31 protein-coding genes are annotated in these 26162 nt (G+C 40.4%); 14 read left to right on the forward strand and 17 right to left on the reverse strand.

What is annotated here, in order from left to right; all coding sequences use genetic code 11:
- The first annotated feature begins 2 nt into the window (after positions 1 to 2).
- The 3 genes from AB9K32_RS09705 to AB9K32_RS09715 all read left to right on the forward strand — a co-directional run bounded on the left by AB9K32_RS09705 (position 3) and on the right by AB9K32_RS09715 (position 2967).
- Positions 3 to 890 (forward strand): mechanosensitive ion channel family protein, encoded by an 888-nt coding sequence (locus tag AB9K32_RS09705; protein WP_252079149.1) that lies wholly within the window; start codon positions 3 to 5, stop codon positions 888 to 890.
- A 108-nt stretch (positions 891 to 998) separates the two neighbouring features.
- Positions 999 to 1793, forward strand: coding sequence for a DUF6268 family outer membrane beta-barrel protein (locus AB9K32_RS09710; protein WP_224835221.1), 795 nt, complete (start codon positions 999 to 1001; stop codon positions 1791 to 1793).
- A gap of 10 nt (positions 1794 to 1803) precedes the next feature.
- Complete coding sequence (locus AB9K32_RS09715; RefSeq protein WP_369885056.1) at positions 1804 to 2967, forward strand: sigma-54-dependent transcriptional regulator; 1164 nt, start codon at positions 1804 to 1806, stop codon at positions 2965 to 2967.
- Position 2968: 1 nt separating this feature from the next.
- Here the strand turns inward: AB9K32_RS09715 and AB9K32_RS09720 are convergent, their stop codons facing one another.
- Positions 2969 to 3679, reverse strand: a complete 711-nt coding sequence (locus AB9K32_RS09720) for a hypothetical protein (protein ID WP_369885057.1) — start codon at positions 3677 to 3679, stop codon at positions 2969 to 2971.
- Between the two features lie 180 nt (positions 3680 to 3859).
- Here AB9K32_RS09720 and AB9K32_RS09725 point away from each other — a divergent pair, with 180 nt between their 5' ends.
- Positions 3860 to 4744 (forward strand): PPK2 family polyphosphate kinase, encoded by an 885-nt coding sequence (locus AB9K32_RS09725; RefSeq protein WP_224835218.1) that lies wholly within the window; start codon positions 3860 to 3862, stop codon positions 4742 to 4744.
- Entirely contained in the window at positions 4741 to 6138 is a 1398-nt protein-coding gene (locus AB9K32_RS09730) for a M20/M25/M40 family metallo-hydrolase (RefSeq protein ID WP_338193504.1), read from the forward strand. The genes AB9K32_RS09725 and AB9K32_RS09730 overlap by 4 nt, the downstream gene beginning before the upstream one ends.
- Before the next feature lie 62 nt (positions 6139 to 6200).
- Here AB9K32_RS09730 and AB9K32_RS09735 read toward each other — a convergent pair whose 3' ends face one another.
- From AB9K32_RS09735 to AB9K32_RS09765, 7 genes are all read right to left on the reverse strand, one after another.
- Positions 6201 to 6764 (reverse strand): PepSY domain-containing protein, encoded by a 564-nt coding sequence (locus AB9K32_RS09735; RefSeq protein WP_293294238.1) that lies wholly within the window; start codon positions 6762 to 6764, stop codon positions 6201 to 6203.
- 141 nt (positions 6765 to 6905) lie between these two features.
- A complete protein-coding gene (locus tag AB9K32_RS09740; protein WP_369885058.1) occupies positions 6906 to 7193 on the reverse strand; it encodes a hypothetical protein in 288 nt (95 codons plus the stop codon).
- A gap of 44 nt (positions 7194 to 7237) precedes the next feature.
- Positions 7238 to 7600: a hypothetical protein gene (locus AB9K32_RS09745; RefSeq protein WP_369885059.1), complete on the reverse strand. Its 363-nt coding sequence runs from the start codon at positions 7598 to 7600 to the stop codon at positions 7238 to 7240.
- Positions 7601 to 7795: 195 nt separating this feature from the next.
- Complete coding sequence (locus AB9K32_RS09750) at positions 7796 to 8227, reverse strand: hypothetical protein (RefSeq protein WP_369885060.1); 432 nt, start codon at positions 8225 to 8227, stop codon at positions 7796 to 7798.
- 64 nt (positions 8228 to 8291) lie between these two features.
- Positions 8292 to 8801, reverse strand: a complete 510-nt coding sequence (locus tag AB9K32_RS09755; protein WP_369885061.1) for a lactoylglutathione lyase family protein — start codon at positions 8799 to 8801, stop codon at positions 8292 to 8294.
- Positions 8802 to 8928: 127 nt separating this feature from the next.
- On the reverse strand, positions 8929 to 9396 hold the full coding sequence (locus AB9K32_RS09760; protein WP_369885062.1) for a GNAT family N-acetyltransferase: 468 nt from the start codon (positions 9394 to 9396) through the stop codon (positions 8929 to 8931).
- Positions 9377 to 9802, reverse strand: a complete 426-nt coding sequence (locus tag AB9K32_RS09765) for a hypothetical protein (protein ID WP_369885063.1) — start codon at positions 9800 to 9802, stop codon at positions 9377 to 9379. Before AB9K32_RS09765 ends, AB9K32_RS09760 begins: the two co-directional genes overlap by 20 nt.
- 441 nt (positions 9803 to 10243) lie before the next feature.
- Here AB9K32_RS09765 and AB9K32_RS09770 point away from each other — a divergent pair, with 441 nt between their 5' ends.
- Entirely contained in the window at positions 10244 to 11176 is a 933-nt protein-coding gene (locus tag AB9K32_RS09770; RefSeq protein WP_224835209.1) for a peptidylprolyl isomerase, read from the forward strand.
- Positions 11177 to 11611: 435 nt separating this feature from the next.
- Here AB9K32_RS09770 and AB9K32_RS09775 read toward each other — a convergent pair whose 3' ends face one another.
- Positions 11612 to 11806, reverse strand: coding sequence for a cold-shock protein (locus AB9K32_RS09775; RefSeq protein WP_127142008.1), 195 nt, complete (start codon positions 11804 to 11806; stop codon positions 11612 to 11614).
- Positions 11807 to 11890: 84 nt separating this feature from the next.
- Entirely contained in the window at positions 11891 to 12529 is a 639-nt protein-coding gene (locus AB9K32_RS09780) for a peroxiredoxin (RefSeq protein ID WP_369885064.1), read from the reverse strand.
- 154 nt (positions 12530 to 12683) lie between these two features.
- Between AB9K32_RS09780 and AB9K32_RS09785 the strand changes: the two genes are divergently transcribed.
- The gene (locus AB9K32_RS09785) at positions 12684 to 13226 is read left to right on the forward strand and encodes a YfiT family bacillithiol transferase (RefSeq protein WP_369885065.1); all 543 of its coding nucleotides are present in this window, start codon (positions 12684 to 12686) and stop codon (positions 13224 to 13226) included.
- A gap of 1 nt (position 13227) precedes the next feature.
- Here the strand turns inward: AB9K32_RS09785 and AB9K32_RS09790 are convergent, their stop codons facing one another.
- From AB9K32_RS09790 to AB9K32_RS09805, 4 genes are all read right to left on the reverse strand, one after another.
- A complete protein-coding gene (locus AB9K32_RS09790) occupies positions 13228 to 13758 on the reverse strand; it encodes a GNAT family N-acetyltransferase (RefSeq protein WP_369885066.1) in 531 nt (176 codons plus the stop codon).
- An 8-nt stretch (positions 13759 to 13766) separates the two neighbouring features.
- Positions 13767 to 14327: a thioredoxin family protein gene (locus AB9K32_RS09795; RefSeq protein WP_224835205.1), complete on the reverse strand. Its 561-nt coding sequence runs from the start codon at positions 14325 to 14327 to the stop codon at positions 13767 to 13769.
- A gap of 99 nt (positions 14328 to 14426) precedes the next feature.
- A complete protein-coding gene (locus AB9K32_RS09800; RefSeq protein ID WP_369885067.1) occupies positions 14427 to 14801 on the reverse strand; it encodes a PUR family DNA/RNA-binding protein in 375 nt (124 codons plus the stop codon).
- Between the two features lie 75 nt (positions 14802 to 14876).
- A complete protein-coding gene (locus AB9K32_RS09805) occupies positions 14877 to 16631 on the reverse strand; it encodes an ABC transporter ATP-binding protein (protein ID WP_252079162.1) in 1755 nt (584 codons plus the stop codon).
- 177 nt (positions 16632 to 16808) lie between these two features.
- On the opposite strand from AB9K32_RS09805, the gene nusB reads away from it, so the two are divergent.
- Genes nusB through yajC form a run of 3 tightly spaced genes read left to right on the forward strand, consistent with a single transcriptional unit; the run spans position 16809 to position 18575 of the window.
- Positions 16809 to 17756 (forward strand): transcription antitermination factor NusB, encoded by a 948-nt coding sequence (gene nusB, locus AB9K32_RS09810; protein ID WP_293294257.1) that lies wholly within the window; start codon positions 16809 to 16811, stop codon positions 17754 to 17756.
- Between the two features lie 38 nt (positions 17757 to 17794).
- Positions 17795 to 18271, forward strand: a complete 477-nt coding sequence (locus tag AB9K32_RS09815; RefSeq protein WP_224835201.1) for a DUF1573 domain-containing protein — start codon at positions 17795 to 17797, stop codon at positions 18269 to 18271.
- Between the two features lie 13 nt (positions 18272 to 18284).
- The gene (gene yajC / locus AB9K32_RS09820; protein ID WP_252079163.1) at positions 18285 to 18575 is read left to right on the forward strand and encodes a preprotein translocase subunit YajC; all 291 of its coding nucleotides are present in this window, start codon (positions 18285 to 18287) and stop codon (positions 18573 to 18575) included.
- A gap of 172 nt (positions 18576 to 18747) precedes the next feature.
- On the opposite strand, the gene AB9K32_RS09825 is transcribed toward yajC, so the two are convergent.
- Together AB9K32_RS09825 and pepT are read right to left on the reverse strand one after the other, a co-directional pair.
- Positions 18748 to 19338: a YdeI family protein gene (locus AB9K32_RS09825; protein ID WP_369885068.1), complete on the reverse strand. Its 591-nt coding sequence runs from the start codon at positions 19336 to 19338 to the stop codon at positions 18748 to 18750.
- Between the two features lie 2 nt (positions 19339 to 19340).
- Positions 19341 to 20570: a peptidase T gene (gene pepT, locus AB9K32_RS09830; RefSeq protein WP_369885069.1), complete on the reverse strand. Its 1230-nt coding sequence runs from the start codon at positions 20568 to 20570 to the stop codon at positions 19341 to 19343.
- Positions 20571 to 20674: 104 nt separating this feature from the next.
- On the opposite strand from pepT, the gene AB9K32_RS09835 reads away from it, so the two are divergent.
- The 4 genes from AB9K32_RS09835 to AB9K32_RS09850 are packed head-to-tail and all read left to right on the forward strand — an operon-like array spanning position 20675 to position 23740.
- Positions 20675 to 21094: a hypothetical protein gene (locus tag AB9K32_RS09835; RefSeq protein WP_338193522.1), complete on the forward strand. Its 420-nt coding sequence runs from the start codon at positions 20675 to 20677 to the stop codon at positions 21092 to 21094.
- 57 nt (positions 21095 to 21151) lie between these two features.
- Positions 21152 to 22192 (forward strand): quinone-dependent dihydroorotate dehydrogenase, encoded by a 1041-nt coding sequence (locus AB9K32_RS09840; protein WP_369885070.1) that lies wholly within the window; start codon positions 21152 to 21154, stop codon positions 22190 to 22192.
- Between the two features lie 6 nt (positions 22193 to 22198).
- Entirely contained in the window at positions 22199 to 22855 is a 657-nt protein-coding gene (locus AB9K32_RS09845) for a LysE family translocator (protein WP_369885071.1), read from the forward strand.
- A 21-nt stretch (positions 22856 to 22876) separates the two neighbouring features.
- Positions 22877 to 23740 carry a hydroxymethylglutaryl-CoA lyase gene (locus AB9K32_RS09850; protein ID WP_369885072.1) on the forward strand — a complete coding sequence of 288 codons (864 nt, stop codon included), beginning with the start codon at positions 22877 to 22879 and terminating at the stop codon, positions 23738 to 23740.
- 51 nt (positions 23741 to 23791) lie between these two features.
- Here AB9K32_RS09850 and AB9K32_RS09855 read toward each other — a convergent pair whose 3' ends face one another.
- Positions 23792 to 26011, reverse strand: coding sequence for a TonB-dependent receptor family protein (locus tag AB9K32_RS09855; protein WP_369885073.1), 2220 nt, complete (start codon positions 26009 to 26011; stop codon positions 23792 to 23794).
- Positions 26012 to 26162: the final 151 nt, after the last annotated feature.

Below are 26162 nucleotides of genomic sequence, written 5' to 3' on the forward strand. Positions count from 1 at the left end.
TTATGCAAGAAGGCGCAGAGGACATAAAAGAAATTATTAAGGAGGATGTTTGGGGGACCATTAAGGATTTCCTCGACTTGGGGTTCCATCTTGGTGAAGGTGAAAAATCCATTGACCTTACCATAGGTCTGCTCCTACTGTTAACGGTGACATTGATCGCCACAAAGTTTATCCTTAAATGGTTGCGCAACATCTTTACCAGGAAGATGGAACAAGAGGACAAACAAAAATTCTCCAGCGTTTTTAAATTTATCAATTATGTGATTTATCTGGTGGCTGTGCTTGTAACATTGAGCGCGGCCGGGGTGGATATCACCCTGATCATTACTGCATCGGCTGCACTTTTTGTAGGGCTTGGCCTTGCATTGCAGGAGTTGTTCAAGGATATCCTTGGCGGAATATTTATAATCGTGGACAAATCGCTCCAAGTAGGCGATGTAGTAGAGGTGGACGGTAAAGTGGGAAAGGTGTTCGAGATCAAATTAAGAACCACTAGGGCCATTACCCGCGACGACAAAGTTCTTATTCTCCCCAACCATAAGTTTATAAGTGATATTGTCTACAACTACACCCAAAACCATAAAACCACTCGCGAAAAGGTTAGTGTGGGTGTGGCATATGGGAGCGATGTGGATTTGGTGACCAAAATATTGGAAGAAGTGGCCCATAATCAACGACAGGTACTCAAAAACCCCAAACCCTTTGTTTTATTCGAGGATTTTGGGGATTCCGCACTTATGTTCTCCGTGTATTTCTTTACCAATGATACCTTTAGGGATCCACGGATAAAAAGTGAGATGAGATATAAGATCAATGCCAAGTTCAAGGAGAGCAACATTAGTATTCCTTTTCCGCAGCGCGATATACATATTATTCAGCCTAAACAATAAATAGACATAAAAACCATAGTTCATCATAGTACAATCTGGAAGTGGTTCGCTTTCATTGTAACACTAAGCAGTTCCAATCTTTGCGCGCAGAGCACGGATATTTTGAGGGTGGAGTATCTGAATATTCCTGAAAATGATACAGGGATAAAGACACAGCGGTACAAAGCGTTGATAAATTTGCCCATAAAACTCAACGAGAAAAAAGATTACCTGATCACAGGATTGGAATATAACCGTTTCGATATGGGATATTCCGCCGATCTGCCGTTCGATAAAAGCGAGTTGATTCGATTTCATGTTCTTGATTTGAACCTGGGGTTTATAACCAAATGGAACGAAAATTGGAACTTGGTGACCATACTTACACCTCGATTTGCCTCTAATTTTGTTAGCGGTACCATTACAGACGATTTTTTTATGAACGCAACCGCTACTTTTTGGAAGGAACGGGCCGATGCGGATAAACCTTACCGTATTGTACTTGGTTTAACCTACAACAGCACAACAGGATTGCCGGTACCATTGCCATTGGTGAATTACTATAGAAAATTTCATCCTAATTGGTCGTTTACCTTCGGGATACCTAAATCCAGTCTTAAGCATCACATCAACAACAGGCACTCTTTGGAAATGGCATTATTATTGGATGGTTACTTCATAAATCTTCAGAACGGAATTGAACTGGAGAATGGTCAGGTGGCTTCAAAAATATCGTTGACCTCTTTACTGGGAACTTTGGTATATCAGTACAATATTTCCAAGCGGATGTCCATTTTTGCCATGTTGGGGAAAACCATTGTTCAAGAAGGAATGTTAAGAAATGATGATCAAGGCAAGGTTTATTTATTGAATGACGAGTCAAATTTTTATATTAGGACTGGTTTCAAAATTGGAATTTTTTAAAACGTAGCATATGTCTAAAATTTTGGTGATCGAAGATGAATCGGCAATTAGAAGAGTACTGGTGAAAATATTGGCAGAAGAGAGCGATGATTATAATGTAGTGGAGGCCGAGGATGGCAAAGCAGGGATCGATTTGATCAAAAAAGAAGATTTCGACCTTGTACTTTGCGATATTAAAATGCCAAAAATGGACGGTGTCGAAGTTTTGGAGGCCGCTAAAAAAATTAAACCCGAAATACCATTTATAATGATTTCCGGCCACGGTGATCTGGATACCGCCGTGAATACCATGAGATTGGGTGCCTATGATTATATTTCCAAACCACCGGACCTTAATCGATTGCTTACTACGGTTAGGAATGCCTTGGATAGAAAAGAGTTGGTGGTCGAGAACAAAGTGCTCAAGAAAAAAATATCCAAAAATTATGAAATGATCGGTGAGAGCAATGAAATTGGATCAATAAAGGAGATGATCGAAAAAGTGGCCCCGACCGATGCAAGAGTGCTTATTACGGGCTCCAATGGTACCGGAAAGGAATTGGTAGCGCACTGGCTGCACGAAAAAAGCCCGCGTTCTTCTTCGCCATTTGTAGAGGTCAATTGTGCGGCGATTCCATCCGAATTGATAGAGAGTGAACTCTTTGGGCACGTGAAAGGTGCATTTACCTCTGCGGTAAAGGACAGGGCAGGAAAATTTGAAGCAGCCAACAAGGGGACCATTTTTTTGGACGAAATCGGGGATATGAGTCTTTCGGCACAGGCAAAAGTCTTGCGTGCCCTCCAAGAGAACAAGATAAGCCGTGTGGGTTCCGATAAGGATATAAAGGTGGATGTTCGCGTGCTGGCGGCTACCAATAAAGATTTAAAAAAAGAGATCGAGGACGGAAAATTCCGGGAAGATCTTTATCATCGTTTAGCGGTAATCTTGATCAAGGTACCGACCCTTAATGATAGGCGTGATGATATACCATTGCTCATAGAGCATTTTTCCAATAAAATAGCATCCGAACAAGGAACCGGGCAAAAAACGTTCTCCAAAAAGGCGATAGACCTGCTCAAAAGTTATGACTGGACGGGCAATGTGCGGGAACTCAGAAATGTAGTGGAGCGTTTGATCATTTTAGGTGGTAAGGAGGTATCCGAAGAGGATGTGAAGTTATTTGCCAGCAAGTAATTTACTGGCAATTCTCCAATTCCGTTAGGGCCTCTTTTGTTAAAGTTTTTACGCGTTGGTGGTATTCTTTTTTATGTTGGGATAGTTTGGTATTGAGCAATATTAACCGTGATTCCTCATAAATATTCGTAATAAACCTTCGGGCATCTTCGCAATCTACATCGGACACCACTTTGTTCAATGAAGACTCAAAGCCCAAAAGGCATTGGTGGACCTGTTTTTTTACCGTGGAGCCTTGTGTCAACATCATGCCATCGTCAAAATCCAGGACATCCGAAGTGTTCATTACCAATACGTTGCTTCCGTACTCACTGGAGGTTTCTTTTTCGAAATCCTTTAGGACTTTAATGCCGATGATCGTAGTCTCTAAAGCTTTGTGCAATTCCAATTTTGAGTTGTTATAATCACTGGCCTTGGTCGCCGATTTTAACATGGAAAGTGTGGTTTCAAGACTTTCAATTGCACCTTCACAACCACAATCCAAAAAATTATCCTTGGTCTTCTCGATTCCGTTCAATGCCTTGTAAGCGTGGTACCTGGCCATGTTCAGGTCTTTGGACATTGCAGCATCTTCTATTTTACTTTTGATGTATTCCAGATTGGAACTTGCATACTGGCAAGCATTGGCGGGTTTGCTAAAGGAGCTCAATAGTAAAAGAGCTATTAAACCAATAGCAAAGACTATTAGTAGAAGTAGGTTCTTCCTTTTCATAACGCTTTTAGATTTGGGACTTTGCGTCACTGATTTTTCTAAAGTTACATGTACAGCACCTAAACGGGGAATTAGATCGATTAAATAACCAACTTTGGGTACAAGAGGTCAAAATATCGATGAAATACACTGATTGGGTTACAGTTGAAGGTATAAGCAAAAAGAATTATATTCATTCCCATGAAAAAAATCAGAACAGAAGAATATAGGATAAAGGATACTATTAAACTCTCTGAATTAGCGACCCATGAAGATTTTGACCTATCCGACAAAGAGTTAAAGGAGAAACTGGGGGAAGTCCGTAAAGACTTGGGAGAGTTCCAGGATACGTTATATGCCCACGGCAAATATGGGGTGCTGGTTTGTTTACAGGGAATAGATACAGCAGGGAAGGATAGTCTAATTCGTGAAGTATTTAAGGATTTTAATGCTCGTGGCGTTGTAGTTCACAGTTTTAAGGTGCCCTCTGCAAAAGAAAAAAAGCACGACTATATTTGGCGACATTATATTGCACTGCCCGAAAGGGGAAAGTTCTCGGTCTTTAATAGGACACATTACGAGAATGTGTTGGTCACAAAGGTGCATCCAGAATATATTTTGGGCGAAAATCTACCCAACGTTCAAACCGTGAATGATATTGACGATGAGTTTTGGGCCAAACGCTACAGGCAAATCAATGATTTTGAAAGGCACATTGCGGAGAACGGAACCATTATTTTTAAATTTTTCCTGCACCTGTCCAAAGAAGAACAGCGCCAACGTTTGTTGAGAAGATTGGAGCTTAAGCGAAAAAATTGGAAATTTTCACCTGCCGATCTTGAGGAAAGAAAGCTTTGGGACACGTACGAGGCATGCTACGAAGAGGCTCTGAACAAAACAGCTAAAGAACACGCACCTTGGTATGTAATTCCTGCGGACAATAAAAAAGCGGCAAGGTTAATAGTGGCCACCATTATGTTGGAAGCGTTAAAAAAGTACAAAGATATTCGCGAACCCGAGCTTGACGATGAAATAAAAGCTAACTTGGAAATGTTTAAACAACAACTGGAAAAAGAAACCCCATGAGAACAATCTTATTTTTGACCATTTTTCTCGTCAGTACACCATTTTTTTCTCAGAACGAAGATGAAAAACAAATCAAGGCAATCTATGACAAAGCCTTGACCAACGGTAAAGCTTATGATTGGCTCAATCACTTGTCCAATCAAATAGGAGGGAGGTTATCCGGGTCCGTGCAGGCACAACAAGCTGTAGATTACACCAAGGCCCAACTAGAACTGCTCGGATTGGACAAAGTTTGGTTGCAACCTGTAATGGTGCCAAAATGGGTTAGGGGCATACCTGAATTTGCTTATTTGGAGACCAAGCCAGGCTTAACCACCAATGTACCCATTTGTGCGCTCGGTGGTTCGGTTGCTACACCGGATGGAGGTTTAAAGGCCAGCGTGGTCGAAGTACAGGGGATAGAAGACCTTGAGAAATTGGGCAAAGAAGCCATACAGGGCAAAATAGTCTTTTACAACCGCCCCATGGATCCAACTAAAATAAACACCTTTTCTGCGTATGCCAGTTGTGCGGATCAACGCTATTCTGGAGCAGCAGAAGCATCTAAATATGGGGCAGTGGGAGTTATTGTACGCTCCTTGAACCTTAGATTGGACGATTACCCGCACACAGGATCTATGGCCTATGGAAATATTCCGGTAAACCAGAGGATTCCAGCGGCGGCCATAAGCACCAAGGGAGCCGAGCTTATAAGTACCACTCTAAAGCTAAATCCGGATGCAAAATTTTATTTTAAACAAAATTGCAAGCAATTGGACGATGTTATGTCCTATAACGTGATAGGAGAAATAACGGGCAGTACCTATCCCGATGAAATTATGCTGGTTGGTGGGCATCTGGATTCCTGGGATTTGGGGGATGGCTCACATGATGATGGGGCCGGATGCGTACAAAGTATGGATGTGTTACGGCTGTTGAAGGAAACCGGTTATAAACCCAAACGAACCCTACGTGTTGTATTGTTTATGAATGAAGAGAACGGCTTGCGAGGCGGTAAGGAATATGCCAAAGTGGCCCAGAGTAAAAAGGAGAAGCATATTTTTGCACTTGAGAGTGATTCCGGAGGATTTACGCCACGGGGTTTTTCCATAGATGCCGACCCGGAAAACCTTAAACAGATCCAGGGCTGGAGAAGTTTGTTTGAACCATATTTGATTCATCTCTTTCAAGAAGGAGGCAGTGGTGCCGATATTGGCCCTTTAAAAAACGATGGAATTGTACTTGCTGGTTTACGACCCGATTCGCAGCGTTATTTTGATCATCACCACGCAGAAAACGACACTTTTGAACATGTAAATAAACGAGAGTTGGAACTTGGCGCGGCAACAATGGCAAGTTTGGTTTATCTTATAGACAAATACGGTACTGTTCCCCCCACGAAAATCAAAGGGTAATCTATTAAAATTAACAGATAGATGCCGTCCTTACCCAAAATAGGGACGGTTTTTTTATGGAATTAAGATTTTTTTCCTTTTCTCATCCGCTTTGGGCCATACCACAACCAAAATCCGGTTATGGTAAAAACCAAGAGTGAGGTTCCCATTACAGTGGTATACCCGAGTTTAATATAGCCATCGGTGGATAGGTAATCGTCTAGTAAAGACCCATCGTGTACGGCTTCTAAAAAGTCGGATCTTCTTTGGCCGATGGAAAGAACGTTCCCGTTTGCCCCGTCCAATTGGATTTCGTAAAAAGAATCTATAAAAACAAATTTAACGGAGCCTTTTTCCTGTCTAAGATCTATTCGGTCCAAAGCCAAATCTAAATCTTTGGAGACCTTGCTATGTAGGGTGTTGCATGCAATGGTGTGCAGGCTGTCCATGGAAAGCCATTCCTTTAAATTGGTGGAGGTTCCTTCTTGTGTTTCCGGGAGAATATAACCGTTGGAATTCTTCTTCCACCCTAAAAGAAGTCCAGAGATTGAAATAATAAAGAAAAATATAAATAGTAAAGCTCCTGTGGTTCTATGTACTTTTCGAAAGATTCGTAATACTTTGGCCTGCTTCTTCCTTTTGCCCATTCCTGCCTATTAAAAACCTTAAATATCTACAAAATTTATCAAATCCGAGAGCGGTTCTGTCTCCGATTTAACCAAAACGAGTGCATTTAACAAAAATTTTAGAATGTTGTGCCCGCTATGGAAAGTATACGGCACAGGACATCAATTGCCGGCAAAGGGAGTGTTAAATAGACCTACGGCCAATTCGATCCAAACCAATAAAAACAAAATAAATATGGCTAAAAGTATAAGGGGTCTTTTATTGCGAGATCGGGTTTTGCAGAGTACAAAATCAATGGTAAAACCTATGATCGAAAGTAGAATGCCGGCGCCGATAAAATCGAATAACGACCAATTTACTTCGGATGAGAACTGCATGGCCACAAAGGGTACGGCCAACAAAACTGCAATCGAAAAAAGAATAAAAATCTGTCTTTTGCTGATTAACATGGTGGAAATGGAATTTTAGAGGAATGTACCATTGTAAACAGTATTTAGTACCATACAACATCCAGTTTTTGTAGTTCTCCATCCAAATCTTTGATGGATTCGGGAGCTATGATCAAAGTGTTTATTACAAATTCTTTCGAATCTGTTTTTAGGATATAGTCGCCCGCAAATTTTCTGATACGATCAACCTCCCCAAGCTTTACTTTTTTTCCAAAAGGTGAATTCTTTTTGATCCAACCGTCCGAGATGGTGAGGTATTTGTTTTGTCTTTGATATAAATACAAGCCAAAATAGATCATGGAAAATAAGCCTAAACCGTAATCATGCCAATCAGTTCCTTCGGAAGAAAAGTAAATAGTAATAAACCAAAATAACCACACCATGCCCAAAGCTAGGTTTATGTTCAAGTGTCTATTTCTGTATTTTATCTTCAATTTTGGAGGTGCTTACATTAAAAGTAGTAAAAAATCAGGTTCTTGTGTGTTGCTAAATGGAAATATAATGGTTGGGCACTCGTAAAGACCACATGTCTTGTGTTCCGGATACTGCACGTTAGCGCAATGATGTGTTTATACTTGTTTTTGAATCCATATTGGAAGCCTTTATTTTGATTTAGCTCTCGTTAACGCATAAACTATATTGATCGGAAATATGAATTGAACTAAAAGTATTAGCAAGACCAGGACCGATATGACGGCACTTAGATAGTTATTGAATTTATATTCCATAATATCGGTCCGATAAAATCCGCTCAATATCCAGACCAGTAGAATCCCTCCAAAAGTGAAGCCTACATGGATCCAGATCAAACGATTTAATTGTTTCCTTCCGGCCTCTTTCATCAATGCATACCCCAAGCCCATAATTCCAAAAAGTATGCAGGCAAGAATGGCAAGGTCCCAAAAGGAGGCAACGTAATAAGTGTCGTAAAGGCTTACATCCAAAACATCATCCCCATGCCATAACGCAATTACCAAGAATAAGGGTATGGCGAGCAAAAAATAGAGATAAGGTTTATCGATTAATTGGCGCATTTTGATTATGGCAAAAATGGTTTGTCCCGATTATTTTACCATAAATATAACGAATTACCGAACCTTATTTTTGATAAGCCCCAGAAGAATAGGTCAATTCGTAGCTATGGGTGTAGATTTCAAAGACAATCCCAAAAGGATCTTCCACATAGACCATTTTATACGGTTTTTCATTGGGATAATATTCCCTAATGGGCATTCTCTGTTTACCGCCGGCCTCGACTATTTTTTTGGTTAAATTTTCAATATCCGGATCTTGCACGCAAAAGTGAAAAAGTCCAGTATTGAATGGATTAAACTCGGGAGCTTCTTTTTTTCCGTGTGAAAAGGCGAACAGTTCAATTCCAATACCATCCGAAGTGGACATGTGGGCAATTTCAAATTCTTCCCAATCCTCTCCAAAAACATCTATGCACATTTGTCCAATGGCGGTGTCGGTCTCTTTCTTTACTGTGGATGGAGGCATTATAACATACCAACCCATAACGTTTTCGTAAAATTCAACAGCTTTTTTAATGTCTGGAACCGTTATTCCGATATGGGATAAGGACTTGGGATATGTATTCTCTTTCATGTTGCTATGGTTTTAAATGCAAAGTTCCACAAATTTTATGGGATGAGGAGAAAGAAGGCTTATCGGATTTGTGTTATATCCAACAAAAAGATGTGCAAAAATTACAGTTTAATTGTCGCGTAGTGTTTTAAAGGACTAATTTGAGCACTATCATATCTTTTAATCGAATTCCGTTTTCGTAAATGGGCATATCGTAATTTTTTAAAAAGAACGACTTCCTAATTGAGTCCAATTCGAAACCACATTTTAGGTAAAATAATAGTTGTAAAACAGATGCATCTCCTGTGCCTACCAAAATTTCCTGCTTCCCCGTTTTTTGATAATATCGCTTTACCCAATTTATAATGTTTTTGCCAATGCCTTTATTTTGATATGCTTTGTCAACAGCAATATTTTTTATCTCGATCACCGATTTATTAAGTTGTTCAATGGCGACTACTGCTATGGTTTTATGTTTTTGTTCAAGGATAAAAACTTCACAATGGTTTATGTAGGTGTCAATTACCGGTTTCGATTCGTCGGCCAACAACAGTAATCTGTAGGGGAGTTCGCCGTTTAACGGCTCCATTTCGAATTCAATTTTTACCTTTTCCATTGGTGGTAGAAAATAATAGTGTTAAAAGTATCCCCAAAATAGCTAAAAACAAGACAATTATAGGATACCAAAAATGAGATCCGGCTGAATACATTCCATAACCATTTATGCCCTGTGCAATTAGAGCCACAAAAAGGTAGGTCCAAGTGGACCAGGATAAATTTTTTCTGATTCCAAAGTGCGTTAAAGCGAACATGGATGTTCCCGCAGACATTAATCCACCACCTGCGGAATGTAGCATTAGCATTGATAAACTTTCTGCTTTTCTAAATAGTTCGGAGTCCTCTGGATTTCCAAGATAATTTAGATGGACATCCAAATAATGGGTAATAAACTGATCTCCTAGACCTCCAATAAACATTAAAATGCTCGAAACATACAATAGAACAATACCTGTTTTCCTCATTTTTGATTTAATTAAAGTATAAAGTTTAGCTTGGAGTGCAATTGGGGTACTCACAAACATGCTGAGGTTGAACCAGTATTTGTTTTATCTGGTATTGCGTAAATTTTTTATGTTACCAGATATAGAATTAACTGTAATGGCAACCAGTTAATTGTGGGTCAAAGATATACCTTTTTTCTTTTGCTGGAAGGTAAGCGCCTAATTGAGAATATTGGTTGTTTCAATTTACTTTCTCATTTCAAAAAAAAATATTTTGTATGGATTCACCGATCAATAGAGCATAAAATGGTCAATGTGACATCCCAAAAGCTTTTATTGTAATGGTCGATGGTACATTGAATCTACACTCCCGTTTTTTGACCTAAAGCATAAAGCCCTATCTTTGCAGCCTTGGAAAAATCCGAGAACCACGTATTCTAATAATCTATTAATCAAGATACAATGCAAGACGGAATCTACGCAAAATTCAATACCACCAAAGGTGAAATTTTGGTAAAACTTACTCACGATAAAACACCGGGGACCGTGGGCAATTTTGTTGCACTGGCAGAAGGAAATATGGAGAACAGTGTAAAACCACAGGGCAAACCATATTACGATGGCTTAAAGTTCCATAGGGTAATCGCCGATTTTATGATACAGGGCGGATGCCCAACAGGAACAGGGACCGGGGACCCAGGTTATAAGTTTGATGATGAGTTCCATCCCGACCTTATACATGATGGTCCCGGTGTGCTTTCAATGGCCAATGCCGGACCCGGAACCAATGGAAGCCAGTTTTTTATTACCCATGTGGCCACACCTTGGTTGGACAACAAGCACACAGTGTTTGGAAAGGTGGCGGAAGGTCAGGATATTGTAGATGCCATTGCACAAGGGGACGCTATAGAAACTTTGGAAATTGTACGAGTTGGTGAAGAGGCCAAAAAATGGAATGCCATTGAGGCTTTTCGAACGTTCGAGGGAGCCAGGGAAAAACGTATAGCCGAGCAAAAGGCTCAAGCCGAGGCAGAAATGGAAAAATTGGCTGCAGGTTTTGAAAAGACCGATAGTGGACTACGTTACCAAATTATCCAAAAGGGAAGCGGTTCTAAAGCGGAAAAAGGCAAAACCGTGTCCGTACATTATGAAGGTGCATTGGCCAACGGTCAGGTTTTTGATTCATCATACAAAAGAAATCAACCCATAGATTTTGCTCTTGGTGTAGGGCAAGTAATTCCCGGATGGGACGAGGGTATTGGGCTATTGCAAGTTGGTGATAAGGCCAGATTTGTGATTCCTTCCCATTTGGCTTATGGAAGTGCGGGAGCCGGAGGGGTAATTCCTCCTAATGCTACACTGATTTTTGACGTGGAGTTAATGAATGTAAAATAAAATAATCCTTCTTAGATTATATAGGTGAAGCTTTCAGAAATGGAAGCTTTTTTATTTGGCCCGGTTTACGCTCAATAGCAATAAACAAAAATTAAGGGCAAGCAGAACTAATAGTACGCTAAAAAAAGTGGTCATGGTTGTAAGTGTTTATTCCGTAACAATTCAACGTTAAAAAACCCTACCTATTGTCCGTGTTAAAAATTAAGCTACTTTTTAGAACCGTTTACACTCCAGGCCAATAGTAACGCATTTACGATCAAAAGGAAGGTGAGTACTCCAAAAAAGGTGTTCATTGCTATAGGTTTAATGGTTGTGGGGAACAAAGCTTGTTTACCCAATAGATAGCAAAAAAGAAAATGGTTGCGTAGGGATTTAAAAAAATAAAAAAGGCCCGAGCATTGCTCGGGCCTTAACTATAAAAAAGTATGCTATAACTTATTCCGCAACTTGTACATTAACGGCGTTTAATCCTTTTTTACCTTGTTGTAGTTCGAATTCTACAACATCACCTTCTCTAATTTCATCGATCAAACCTGAAATGTGTACGAAGTGATCTGTGTTTGAACCATCTTCAGTGATAAATCCGTAACCTTTAGAATCATTGAAGAATTTTACTGTTCCTTTACTCATAATATAAATTGAAAAAAATTAATTGGCTCCAAAGGTACGTTTAATTTATTGGGTATCAGGTTTTTTTTCAAATATTAATTAAAATTAATTTGTAGGGTCTGGCGTCAATCGTAAATATGGCTTAATTTCCTCGACCCCTTTGGTAAAGATTCCCTTGGCCTCTTCCGTTGGAATTGCTGGGCTTACCACCACTTTTTCGCCATTTTTCCAGTTGGCAGGAGTGGCTACTTTGTGGTTTGCGGTCAATTGCAAAGAATCGATTACTCGCAACAGTTCGTAAAAATTACGTCCTGTGGAGGCCGGATAGGTTAGGGTAAGTTTAATTTTTTTATCGGGATCTATAATAAATACGGAGCGAACAGTAAGGGTGTCATCGGCATTTGGGTGAATCATGTCGTACAAGTCGGATACTTTTCTTTCCACATCGGCCACTATGGGAAAGTTGACTTCGGTATTCTGGGTTTCGTTTATGTCCTTTATCCAATCCATGTGCGATGCGGCACCATCTACACTTAGGGCCATCATTTTTACGTTTCTTTTGTCGAATTCGTCCTTAAACTTGGCGGCAGCGCCTAATTCCGTGGTGCAGACAGGGGTAAAATCCGCAGGGTGCGAAAACAGGATGCCCCAGCTATCTCCTAAATATTCATAAAAATTAAGTGTTCCTTGGGAGGTAACCGCGGTAAAATCCGGAGCGGTATCCCCTAATCTTAAAGTTGCCATATATTTTAGATTTTAAAGTTTATAAAAAGTACTCTACAAAATTACTAGATTATTTGGTCAAATTATTATGTGTCAGTTAAAACTGTATTAAAATCTTAGAAAGAATCCCTTGGGATGCTAGCTTTAGCTAAACGAAGATTCTTATTTTTAAGGCATGGAAAAAGAAGCTTTGGAACAATTAAAATATCCGATTGGTAAATTCGAAGTGCCGAAAACCATTTCGAGTAGCGATTTGGAGGGATGGATAGCCGTTTTGGAAGAATTACCGGGGAAGCTGAGCGATTTGGTCTCCGCACTTTCGACCGATCAATTGGAAACCCCTTACCGTCCCGGAGGATGGACGGTTAGGCAACTGGTGCATCATATTTCCGATAGCCACCACAATAGCTATATTCGGTTTAAATGGGCCTTGACGGAAAATACGCCTGTTATAAAGCCATACAATGAAAAAGAGTGGGCAGAACTTTTTGATAGCCGTACCGCTCCGGTTCAAATGTCGTTGGATCATTTAAAAGCAGTACACGCAAAACTAGTTTTTTTGATAAAGGGTTTGTCCGAGGAGGATCTACAGCGATCATTTGTTCACCCTGATGGAAACCTGCAATCCACCCTCAAGGAAAATATTGGACGATATGCATGGCATGGAACGCATCATTATACCCAAATAAAAAATTTAATTGAACGGGAGGGTTGGTAGGCTAAAGGGTTTTGGTCAAAATCCACATGTGCTTTTCCGAGGGCTTTACATTAGGAAGCACAACTTCGCTTTCTCTTTTAATGGAGTAGCCATTGTTTTTATAAAAATGAATAGGGTTTCCCTTTTGCATGGTATCCAACCAAACCACTTTTTTATTTAATTTTATAGCTATTTCCTCAATACTAAGAAGCAATTGTTTGCCAATTCCCTTACCTGAGTGTTTTTTGAGTAGATAGATTTTTTCCGCTTTTATGGCGTCCGTATCAGGAATTTCATCGATTCCGCAGTTTATTATCAATTTTAGGATACCGACAGCTACAGTATTATGGTAGACGATGTAATTCAATGTATCGGGGTCCTGTAGTTCTTCAAAGACCACTTCTTTCGTTAACCATTTCGAAATATAAGGTGAAGGGTCGTTGTGCTGCCATAAATGACAATAATGCTCACTGTAGGATGCTATTGCAACCTCTAAATAAGTGCCAAGATTATAGCTGTCTGTTGGTTGTATGGTTAGAGCAGCGGAATCCATAACGCAATTTAGTAGGTCGACCATTTAATATTACAGCCCAAACTGGGTTTTTGATCCCGAAATACCTCCTTGTTTTCCAGAACGGCATCCATTGCATTTTTTAGGTCGGTACCGGACAAGGGTATGTTGTTTCCAGGTCTGGAATCATCTAACTGACCTCTATAAACTAGTCTCATATCCGAATTAAAAAGATAAAAATCGGGTGTGCAGGCAGCATCATATGCCTTGGCGACCTGCTGGGTCTTGTCGTACAGATATGGAAAAGGATAGCCTTCTTCCTTGGCTTTCACCGTCATTAAATGGGGGGCATCTTGCGGATAGTTTTCCACATCGTTGCTGGAGATGGCAATAAAGTTAATGCCTTTTTGCTGATATGTTTGGGCCAGTTTGACCAGCATGGAATTTACATGGACCACAAAAGGACAGTGGTTACATATAAACATGACCACAGTGCCTTTTTCCCCTTTCATATCTACTAAAGAAAGGGTTTGTGCCGATACGGTGTCCCACAGTTCAAAATCGGGGGCTTGTGTGCCTAGGGGAAGCATATTGCTAGGAGTGCGTGCCATGTTTCCTGGGTTTTATGTTGCAAAAATTACGAGCAGTACAAAAATAAAAAACGACCTGCAGAAAAACAGGTCGTTTTAATTTTAAAGGGAATAACTTTTTTAGATGTCGTCGAAACTTACATCGGTAAAGTTGTTCTCGGAAGGGTTTCCGTTTTCGCTGAAGCTTTCTTCCTCCTTTTTAAAATCTTTCTGGTGGCGTTCGGAAATTACTTCGGTACCTTTTTCATCGATAATGTAATCCATCATCTCTTCCATTATTTCCCGAAAAGCGCTAAAATCTTCTTTATAAAGATAGATTTTGTGCTTTTTGTAATGGAAAGAACCATCATCGTGCGTAAACTTTTTACTTTCTGTGATGGTAAGGTAATAATCTCCGGCCTTGGTACTTCTTACATCAAAAAAGTAGGTTCTTCTCCCTGCTCTTAAGACTTTCGAATAAATCTCTTCCTGATCCATTGTATCTTTCTGGCCCATATGGTATAGTGTATTTGGTACTATGTTGAATTCTAGTACCAAAAATGTAAAAAAAAAGCTAATTCAGCAACTTTTTTATGATTCTTTACCAGAGAGTTGGTCAATATAGAGCTCTTTATAATACCCTTCGGTATTGTTCAGTTCCTCGTGGGTGCCCTGTTGAATAATCTTTCCTTTGTCGAGCACAATGATCTTGTCGGCGTTCTTGGCAGAAGATACCCTATGGCTAACGATCAGCGTAGTTTTGCTCTCGGAAACCCTTTTTAGGTTGTTCAAGATTTCTTCTTCGGTTTCGGTATCCACTGCGGAGAGGCAGTCATCAAAAAGATAGATCTTGGGGTCTTTTAACAATGCCCGGGCAATGGATACCCGTTGTTTTTGACCACCGCTCAATGTAATTCCACGTTCCCCTAAAATTGTATGGTACTTTTTGGCAAATCCTTCAATATTTTTGTGTACCACAGCTTTTTTTGCAACCTCCACAATGTCGTTGTGTGATGCATTTTCGTTACCAAAACGGATATTGTTCTCAATAGTATCCGAAAACAGGAATGCATCCTGTGGCACGGCACCAATGGAACTGCGAAGGCTGTCCAAATTAAGGTCTTGGACGGGAACTCCATCGATCAACACCTCACCGGAGGAAGTATCGTACAAACGTGCGACCAAATCCAATATGGTGGATTTTCCCGAGCCTGTTTTGCCTAAAATAGCAACCGTTTCTCCTGCTTTTATGGAGAAGGATACATTTTTCAATGCAGTAATATTGGTATCCTCGTAGGTAAAGGTTACATTTTTGAATTCGATATTGCCCACAATCGGGGTAGGGGACTTCACTTTGTTCAGAATGGAGGGTTCTTCCTTTAAAAACTCGTTGATACGCTTTTGAGAGGCTTCAGCCCTTTGTACTATAGAAGTAAGCCAACCTACTATGGCAACGGGCCACGTAAGCATGTTAACGTAAAGAATAAATTCTGCGATGATCCCTATGGTTTCAATTTCGCCATTTATGTACTGTTGCCCGCCAATATAGATTACAAAAACATTGCTTATTCCGATCAATAGGATCATTAAAGGAAAAAACCAGGCATTTACCTTTGCAAGTGCCATACTGGTATCCTTGCCTTCTTGTGCCAGCTCCCTTAATTCGCTATTTATCCTCGGCTCAATACTGTAGGCCTTGATCACGGATATTCCTGAAAACGATTCTTGGGTAAACGTGGAAAGTGTAGAAAGATACTCTTGTACCTTGGTGCTCCTTTTGTGTATTATTTTACTGATCTGGTAGATCAGAACGGATAGAATGGGGAGTGGCAGTAAGGTGTATGCTGCAAGTGTGGGTGCTTTTATAAACATTAAGGGTATCAAACAGACAAATAGTGTTAGGGTTTGGATACCGTACATTATGGCAGGGCCACCATATAATCGAACCTGGTTGATATCTTCGCTTATCCGGTTCATTAAATCCCCTATCCTATTTTTTTTATAAAAATTAAGGCTGAGCAGTTGGTAATGATCAAAAACCTCATTTTTAAGATCGTATTCGATATATCGGGATACATTTATAATGGTCTGTCTCATTAAAAAAGTAAAGAGACCTGATAAAATTGCGGCTCCGACGATAACCAAAATATATTGCAACAACAATCCTTTTGCTTCCGATAAGTTGATTGCGTTTGAGGCAAAATCCTCGACAGCCTGTATGGATTTGTTCACATACGATGGCATGATGAGGGAAAAAACACGGGCAATAATGGTGATCAAAATCCCCAGTAACAATTTGAGCCAGTATTTTTTAAAGTATTTATTTAGGTGTTTAAGTTCCTTCATATTGGAGAAAGGCAATTTTAGCTTCCAAATTTGCGGACAATCCCGCAAAGATATACCATACCGTACAAAGTAAATGTTATAAAACTGATAAGAAAACAACTTTGGTAGGTAAGATTCAAATATAAGATTACTTTTGCCGTGTGAAAGCCGAACAATCACTTTAAAAGTTCTTTAAACATGCTCACCAGAAGGCACATTAGAGTAAAAGTTATGCAGTGCATATATGCATTGGTGCAATCCAAGGACGATTCTTTGCAAAAACAAGAAAAGTTCCTGCGAGTAAGTATAGACAATATGTACGTTCTGTATCTTTTGATTTTAAGCCTCTTGGCCGAACTTCACCGTTTGGCGGAAAAACATGTGAACCATGCATCCAAAAAATATGTGGCCACGGAAGAAGATACATACCCCGATCCCCGAAAATTTGTAAAAAACCGACTGTTGTTGCAATTGGTGAACAACGAAGCATTGAAGAGCGAACTGTCCGATCGCAAATTGGACAATTGGTATTTGAACGATGAGTATGTGAAGATCATACACAAAGCGATCGTGACCAGTGACATTTACAAGGAATACATGTTGAGCGGAGACGACAGTTATTCGGACGACCGTAAGTTGGTGATACAACTGTTCAAGGAAATTATTGCCCCTAACGAAAAAATCTACGATTATTTTGAAGATGATAAATTGACCTGGGTAGACGATTTCCCAATTGTAAATACATTTTTGGTAAAACGTTTAAAGAAGGCCAAACCAGATTCCGGCGACCGTTTCTTTTTACCGGCATTGTTAAAAGATCAACAGGATATGGACTTTGCAAACGACCTGTTGACCAAGACCTTGCTCAACGATGCCAAATGGGAAAAAGAAATCGAGGGAAAAACACCGAACTGGGACAACGACAGAATCGCGGAGATTGACTCCATCATCCTAAAAATGGCTATTTGCGAGCTGCTCAATTTTCCATCAATTCCCGAAAAAGTAACCCTGAACGAGTACTTGGAGATAGCCAAGGAGTATTCCACTCCCAAGAGCAGCATATTTATAAATGGGGTTTTGGATAAATTGGCCAAGGAATACAAAACCGATGGAAGACTGCAAAAAATAGGAAGGGGTCTACAGTAAACAATTATTCCTTAATTTTGGAAAAACAAATTTTAATCATGAAAAAAATAACAACAATTTTTAGTTTGATCATGGTGGTTGCCCTAACCAGCGTATCATGCAAGGACAAAGCATCTGAAAAAATAGTTGCTGACAATGTTGAAAGCGCCGTTAACAGAGATGAAGCAGATAAAATGGTGCCGGTAATGACTTTTGAAAAGACCGAGCACGATTTTGGTACCATAGAAAGGGGTGCGGCTCAAGAAACTGTTTTTACTTTCACTAACACGGGTAATGCCCCACTAATTATTACCGATGCCAAGAGTAGCTGCGGTTGTACAGTTCCAAATCCGCCAAAAGAACCTATTGCACCGGGAGAGACCGGTGAGCTTACTGTAAGGTTCAATGGTTCTGGTCAAAATCAGGTTACAAAGACCATTACGGTAACAGCAAATACGGCCAAAGGTTCGGAGCTATTAAGAATCAAAGCTTTTGTACAGGCGCCTGGAGCAGTTCCAGCGGGTCCTGTTAAATAATTAAAAGACCTCAATGGAAAACCTAGGACAATTTTTACCTCTGATATTGATTTTTGCAGTGGCCTATTTTTTTATGATTCGCCCACAGATCAAGCGTCAGAAGGATGAGAAAAAATTCGCTTCAGAATTGAAAAAGGGTGATAAAATTATCACCAAAAGTGGATTGCACGGCAAAATAGTGGAACTGAACGACAAGGATTTTTCCTGTGTAATCGAAACCATGGCTGGCCGATTAAAATTCGACCGTTCCGCCATTTCCATGGAAATGAGCCAAAAGTTGAACAAACCCGCAGAAAAAAAGTAAGCGTATTTTAAGATATACATATTAAGGCGTCCCTTGGAAGTTAAAATTTCAAGGGACGTTTTTTTTTGCTATGGATGTACTAGGACCCTTCCCGAAGAAAGATTAAAAGTGAACTATGGGGTAGGTAAATGGTTGGTACCGAAAAACAGAATTTAAATAACCGGGATGTTGCTTAGCGGTATTTGTCGTTCAGCCCGACCCCGTCCTTGATCATAGGGATAATCTTTTCCAATCTTCGTAGTTTCGTTTTCTCCTGTTTGGCCTCGGCAATATATTCGCAGAATTCCTTTTGCTTGTAGGGCGTAAACTTCTCAAAAGCAACCTGTAATTGTGAATTTTTGGTCAATTCGGATAGCAATAACTCGGGAATAACAACCTTTTTGGATTTTTCAGGTTTGATCTCCAAACCTTTTTTTTGGTTTTCCAAGGCCTCTTTCATGTAATCTAACACGGTTTTTTTGTCCACTTCGTCTAAATCGTGGAACTTCCAATGGCGCATACCTTTGGTTTTGCCTTCCTGTGCATTTTCCAGTACATTTTTTGGGTCTTTTAAGTACGCTCCGTTAAAGAACCATACCCCAAAATAGTTCTTGAACTTGCTGATGCCGAAGACATTTTTACCCATATAAGTATACACCGGAATACTCCATTTAAAATCTTCCTCAGCGCCGGATTTTAAGGCCAATTCCCTTAATAGGGAAATACCATCCCTAAAGGGATGCACCTTCTCATAATAACCTTTTATTTTTTCGGATTTTTCCATTCTCACTTGATTTGACTTGCTGTAAGTTCGCAAATTTTTACGATGACCTTTACCGCTTTTTCCATGCTTTCCAATGGAACGTACTCGTACTTGCCATGAAAATTATGGCCGCCAGCAAAAATATTGGGGCAGGGCAGTCCCATAAAGCTTAGTTGGGAACCGTCCGTTCCCCCTCGAATCGGTTTTATGATCGGTTCTATTTGTAGCGATTTCATGGCCTCTTCGGCGATTTCCACAATATGGAAGACAGGCTCTACTTTCTCCCTCATGTTTTTGTATTGGTCTTCTATGCTCAATTCTATGTATTCCCCATGTTTTTTGTTGAGTTTGGCCTGTATATCCACTAGGAGGTCTTTTCTTGCCTGAAAATGAACTGCATCGTGATCCCGGATAATCAGCTCTATTTCTGCTTTCTCAATTTCACCCTTAATTTTATGTACATGAAAAAAACCTTCCCGACCTGTAGTGTGTTCCGGCACTTCGCTCGGTGGTAAGTGCGTTAAAAAGTCGTTGGCAATGCCAATGGCATTAATCATTTTGTTCTTGGCATATCCAGGATGCACACTCTTCCCGGTAATCAAAATTTTTGCTTTGGCCGCATTAAAGTTCTCGTATTCCAGTTCACCTACTTGACTGCCGTCCATAGTGTAGGCCCATTCGGCACCAAATTTTTCTACATCGAATTTATGGGCTCCGCGACCTATTTCTTCGTCGGGTGTAAAAGCTATCCGGATAGTGCCGTGTTTTATTTCGGGGTGTTGGATCAGGTATTCCATAGTCGTGATTATTTCAGCAATACCGGCCTTATCGTCCGCTCCAAGCAATGTGGTTCCGTCCGTGGTAATCAAAGTTTGACCTTCGTATGCTTTTAGGTCCTCAAAATAATCGGGAGATAAAACAATATTTTTTAATTTGTTCAATACAATGTCCTTCCCATCGTAATTCTCAATGATCTGTGGCTTCACATTCCTTCCGGAAAAATCGGGAGAGGTATCAAAATGTGAAATAAAACCAATGGTCGGTACTTTTTTTTCAACATTGCTCGGCAGGGTGGCCATGATGTAGGCATTCTCATCAATAGACACCTCTTGCATACCAATTTGATGGAGCTCCATCACCAGTTTTTTGGCGAGGTCCCATTGTTTTTCGGTGCTAGGGGTGGTTTTGGAGTAGGGGTCACTTTGGGTATCCGTGGTCACATATTCCAAGAATCGAGCTAATAATTTATCCATGTTCGTTGGGCATTTTCATCAAAAATAATGCTTATTCAAATGCAATTTTAGAAATCATCGGCATTAATGCCTATCTTTCGGAAACCAAATAATTGCACCCACCATTGAAATTTGTAATAGCATCTCTTTTTTTACTGTACGGCGTTTTCAGCTTTGCCCAAATGGACTGTATTTTGGGTGTTGGAGGGCGTGATAATGAGACCATTGCCAAAGTTTTTGAGCTAACGGAAGTCCAACGTGAAAACCTGAAAAACTGGAGTGCCGAGCTAAAAGTGCGTAACGATATTTTGGAGGACAAGGCCAAGTTCTTAATGAAAAAGAACGAAGAAAGCTCTCCGGAGGTGTTGTTGGCGGTCAGCAAAAAATATGCAACGATAATGGACAGCATGCGGCAGAATATTCGAATGATGGATAAACGGCTGCTCAGTACGTTTACCGAATCCCAGTATGACAAATATGTGAAAATGTGCGATCAATTAACTTTACGCCCTATCTACATAAATAGGTCGGTCAACGAAAATTGATCGATTTGTATAGAACTGTTTTAAGAGTTTTTATTTTTGTCCAAAATCCCATTTTGCATGTATAAATTTTTGATCCGCCCGGTACTTTTTTTGCTTGATGCTGAGGCTGCGCACCATTTTTCCTTTTCGGCAATTAAGTTATTCTCCAAACTTGGTTTTGGCGGGATTTTTAGGAGTGTTTTTGCCATGGACGATCCTAGGTTGGAGCGCGAGGTTTTTGGGGTCAAGTTTAAAAATCCGGTAGGATTGGCAGCTGGTTTTGATAAGGATGCCAAATTGTACAACGAATTCTCCGATTTTGGTTTTGGCTTTGTGGAAATTGGAACGGTAACACCAAAACCGCAGCCGGGAAATCCTAAAAAGCGCTTGTTCCGTCTGCTCGATGACAAAGCCATTATTAACCGAATGGGTTTTAATAATAATGGGGTTTTCGAAGCGGTCGAACAATTAAAGAAAAAACATCGCGTAATTGTTGGGGGAAATATTGGGAAGAACAAAATTACTGCGAACCAAGATGCGATCAAGGATTATCTGATATGTTTTGAAGCCCTGTTCGAACATGTGGATTATTTTGTGGTCAATGTAAGTTCACCCAACACGCCCGGGCTCAGAGAGCTACAGGATAAGGAACCTTTGACCAAATTGTTGAAAAAACTAAAGAGCCACAATGGTAAACTGGCCAAAAAGTTGAATAAGAAAGAAAAGCCAATTTTATTAAAAATTGCGCCGGATTTAACAGATGACCAACTGCTGGATATTATTTCGATCGTAACGGATACACAAATAGAAGGGGTAATCGCCACCAATACGACCATAGAGAGAACGGATTTAAAATCTCACCTTATTTTAACCGAAGAAAAAGGTGGCCTGAGCGGCAAACCTTTGACTCAAAGGAGTACAGCGGTTATTCGCTTTTTGTCGGAAAAGAGCAATAAGGCTTTCCCGATTATTGGCGTGGGCGGTATCCACTCCCCGGAAGATGCAATGGAAAAATTGGAGGCGGGAGCGGATTTGGTACAGTTGTACACCGGATTTATTTATGAGGGTCCTGGGCTTATCAAAAAAATAAACAAGGCCATTTTGGGAAAAATGGGCTAAAATTATATGCAAAGTCTCGTTTTGTTTCTGGAAACTATCAATTATCCCATATTGATCGGTTTTTTGGTGTCCTCAATTGCCCTTGCCCTGTCGCCGGGTCCAGATAATATTTTTGTGTTGGCACAAAGTATCAGCAACGGTACAAAAGCGGGAATGGCCACAGTTTTTGGTTTGGTGTCCGGTTGTTTGGTGCACACTACCTTGTTGGCATTTGGGGTCTCTGAAATCATAAAACGGAGCGATGCATTGTTTTTTGCCATTAAGCTGTTCGGTGCCGTGTATCTGTTGTTTCTGGCCTATAAAGTGTATCAAAGTGATGCCTCTATTATGCTCGACAAAGAAGGGCAGCCTGCTAAATCACCAAGGAATCTTTTTTGGACGGGATTTACCATGAATGTCCTGAATCCTAAGGTCTCCATTTTCTTCTTGGCATTTTTTCCAGGTTTTTTATTCAGTGATACACTTGATACCGTGATTCAGTTTTACGCTCTTGGACTACTTTTCATGCTTTCGGCCTTATTGGTCTTTGGTACAATAGCTTTTTTGGCCGGTAGTATTTCCAATTATTTGACCAGGAATAAAAAAGCGGGGATATACCTAAAATGGGTGCAGATAATTGTGTTTATGGGTATTGCGGTTTATCTATTTCTATCGGATAAATAAGTAGTATTTTTACGGATACATATGTCAAAAGTAAAACTCATAGAATGTCCACGGGATGCCATGCAGGGAATAAAAACCTTTATTCCAACACAGGAAAAGGTAAAATATATCCAGTCCTTGTTGGGTTGTGGTTTTGATACCATTGATTTTGGAAGTTTTGTATCCCCCAAAGCTATTCCACAGATGCGGGATACTGCTGAGGTGTTGGCAAGTTTGGACCTATCACGGACGCAGAGTAAGCTCCTGTCGATCGTTGCCAATGTGAGAGGGGCGGAAGATGCCTGTAAGTACGCAGCCATTGATTATTTGGGTTTTCCATTCTCTATTTCGGAAAACTTTCAAATGCGTAATACCCACAAGACCATCGATCAGTCCGTGGAAACCCTAAAAGGGATATTGGAATTGGCCGACACCCACAATAAAGAAGTGGTCACCTATATTTCTATGGGATTCGGGAATCCCTATGGAGACCCTTGGGATGTGGATATTGTAGGGGAGTGGACGGAAAAATTAGCAGCAATGGGAGCTCGCATACTTTCGTTATCGGATACCATTGGGAGTTCCACACCCGAAGTAATCGACTATTTGTTTTCCAACCTGATTCCAAAATTCCCGGAAATCGAATTCGGGGCCCATTTGCACACCACACCGACCAAATGGCACGAGAAGGTGGATGCGGCCTACAAAGCAGGCTGCCGTCGTTTTGATGGGGCCGTTCAAGGTTTTGGTGGTTGCCCCATGGCCAAGGATGAGCTTACCGGAAACATGCCCACGGAAAAAATGCTTTCCTATTTTACGACGGAAAAGGCTGATACGGGTGTTAACTGGATGGTCTTTGAGGCTGCTTACAATAAGGCGACAGAATTGTTTTCCGAATATCATTAAAAAAGGCAACCCATATGGATTGCCTTCTATTTCTTTTGAGCAAACTATTAATTAATATCTGAGCTCTATTCCTGCATAGATCCCAAATGGATGTCCAGGCCGTAGTCCGGCAGGAACTCTGGCAACTGCATATTTTTCATCCAATAGATTGATCATATTGGCAGTAAGGGATATGTGGTCGTTGAATTTATATCGGCCTCCAAAGTCCATAATAAAATTTGAACCTACCTTTTCGTTGGCAGGTATGGGACCTGAACCCGCCAAAGTTCGGAATGCTCCGTTGTATCTGCCACTAAGGTTTATCTCAAATTTATCGTGCTCCAATGATAAAGAGGTGTTGAACTGATGCTTGGAAATATAAGGTAGCTCATCCCCTGAAGAAACCTCTCCCCAAATGTCGTTATTGCTTCCAAAATCGTTCATGAATTCTGTATCGGTGAACGTGTATCCAAACGTGAGGGGCAATTGAAAATTTGGGTTGTTCTCCAAGATGTTGTAGTTGAGCAAAAGTTCCACACCTTGTACATTTACCTCACCGGCATTAAACTGATCTAGTGAACCAGTTCCGCCCGTGGCGGCCAGATCACTTCCCAAAAGGTTACTGTAATCGTTATAAAAACCAACAATTTCTCCAGAAATCCCTAGGAATGAGAATCGGGTTCCCAGCTCATAATTTACGCTCTCTTCCGGGTCTTCACCGGGTTGGTTGCTTGGAGGGGAAAATCCTTTGTGGATACCACCAAAAACGGATAGGTCATTAAAGTTATAGTTGAAACCAATACCGGGAATAAATACATCAACATTGTTGCGTCTTTCAGAAATATCGGTGCCGGCACGTTGCACATCGTCTGTACCGTAATTCAACCTTTCCAATGAAATGTTCTCGTAACGTAGGCCAGGGGTCAGGGTCAAGTTATTTATTTTTAGCTTGTACATGGCGTATGATGCGAAGGCCTTGGCACTGCTGATGCGGTTGGCATTGGTTCCGGGAATACCGGCATTTACCAATTCCATGTTTCCGTTTACCATGGCGTAATCGTCTATCCATTGAAAACGATCTTCTTCGTCGTAATGGTAGCGCAATCCAATTTCCAGATCATGGTAGGTGTTTGCTCCGCTCCAGTGATAGTCCAATTTGGTTTGAACACCGGTGGATAAATAATCACGGTTGTTGTTTCTGGAGTTAAGGAAATCGTTCGCACCGCTGTTTGAAGAGCCTTTTACTAGGTCGAGGTAGGGTTCGTAGGTATTGGGGTCGTTAAAAATAGTACCGATACCTTCCCGTTCACCATCAATGGTAACGTAATCTACCTTATACCAGTTTCTGCTAAAATCGTTGTAATAACCGGTTGTGGTAATCCTAAATTGATTATTGAACTTTAAAGCGTATGTTCCCATTACCTGAAAATGTTCCGCATTCATTTCATCATTTTGGGAGCCAGAATAACGGTCGAAAGGATTGGCGTTAAAATCTTCTTGAGTAAGTCCTAGGTAAGTCTCATGGGAAGTTTCATCAGAGTATTGAAATTTGAGCTCAAACTCTTGTCCAAGCTTAGCTTCTGCATTGGTATTGAGCCTAAACTTGGCAACTAGATCATTCTTGTCAAACCCTGTATTATCATCATTCCGAAGGTTTTTAAATCCATTTGAATTGTAGTTGAGGTATTCAACAGAGTACCCAAAATTTTTGTGACTATCACCAAGTTGAGCATGTACTCTACCAGTATCAAAGCTTCCGTAGCTACTGTTCAGAAAAATTCCGAAGTTATCGGGAATTTCTGTAGAGATCATATTTATGGCACCTCCAGTGGTGTAGGGTCCAAATTGAACCTGACTGCTTCCCTTTAAAATTTCAACGGCCTGCATCCTTGCAATGGTGGGGAAATAATAGGCAGAGGGTGCGCTGTAGGGTGCCGGAGCTATAAGGACACCATCTTCCATTAAGGTTATTTTAGAGCTTCGTTCGGGAGAAGTTCCTCTTAAACTGATGTTGGGACGTAGCCCAAAGCCATCTTCTTCATAAATATTTACGCCGGGAACTGCACGCAGTACTCGGTTTACATCCGTATAATTAAACTTTTTGATTTCCTCGGGAGAAACATAGTATGATGAACCCGTTCTGTTTTTTGCGACAAATTTGCTCCCAAAAATAACTTTGGCGGATAGCACCACTTCGTTCAATTCTATTAGTGTGGAATCACTGTTGGATACCTGTTGCCCGGAAACAAGCAGGATACAAAAAAATGCGATGATTGTAGTTAGTCGATACATTGTGTTAATTAAGACTGAGTTTAAATAAAAAAATCGGCGCAAAATTACTACTAACTTTAGGTAAAGCAAAGCTTATTTGGAATAAATAAATTTAACGACAGAGCATTTAACATTTTTGGGTAGTCTACCAACATACTGCAAGACCAAATCA

The organism is Allomuricauda sp. XS_ASV26 (assembly GCF_041224615.1).
Classification (GTDB): domain Bacteria; phylum Bacteroidota; class Bacteroidia; order Flavobacteriales; family Flavobacteriaceae; genus Flagellimonas; species Flagellimonas alginolytica.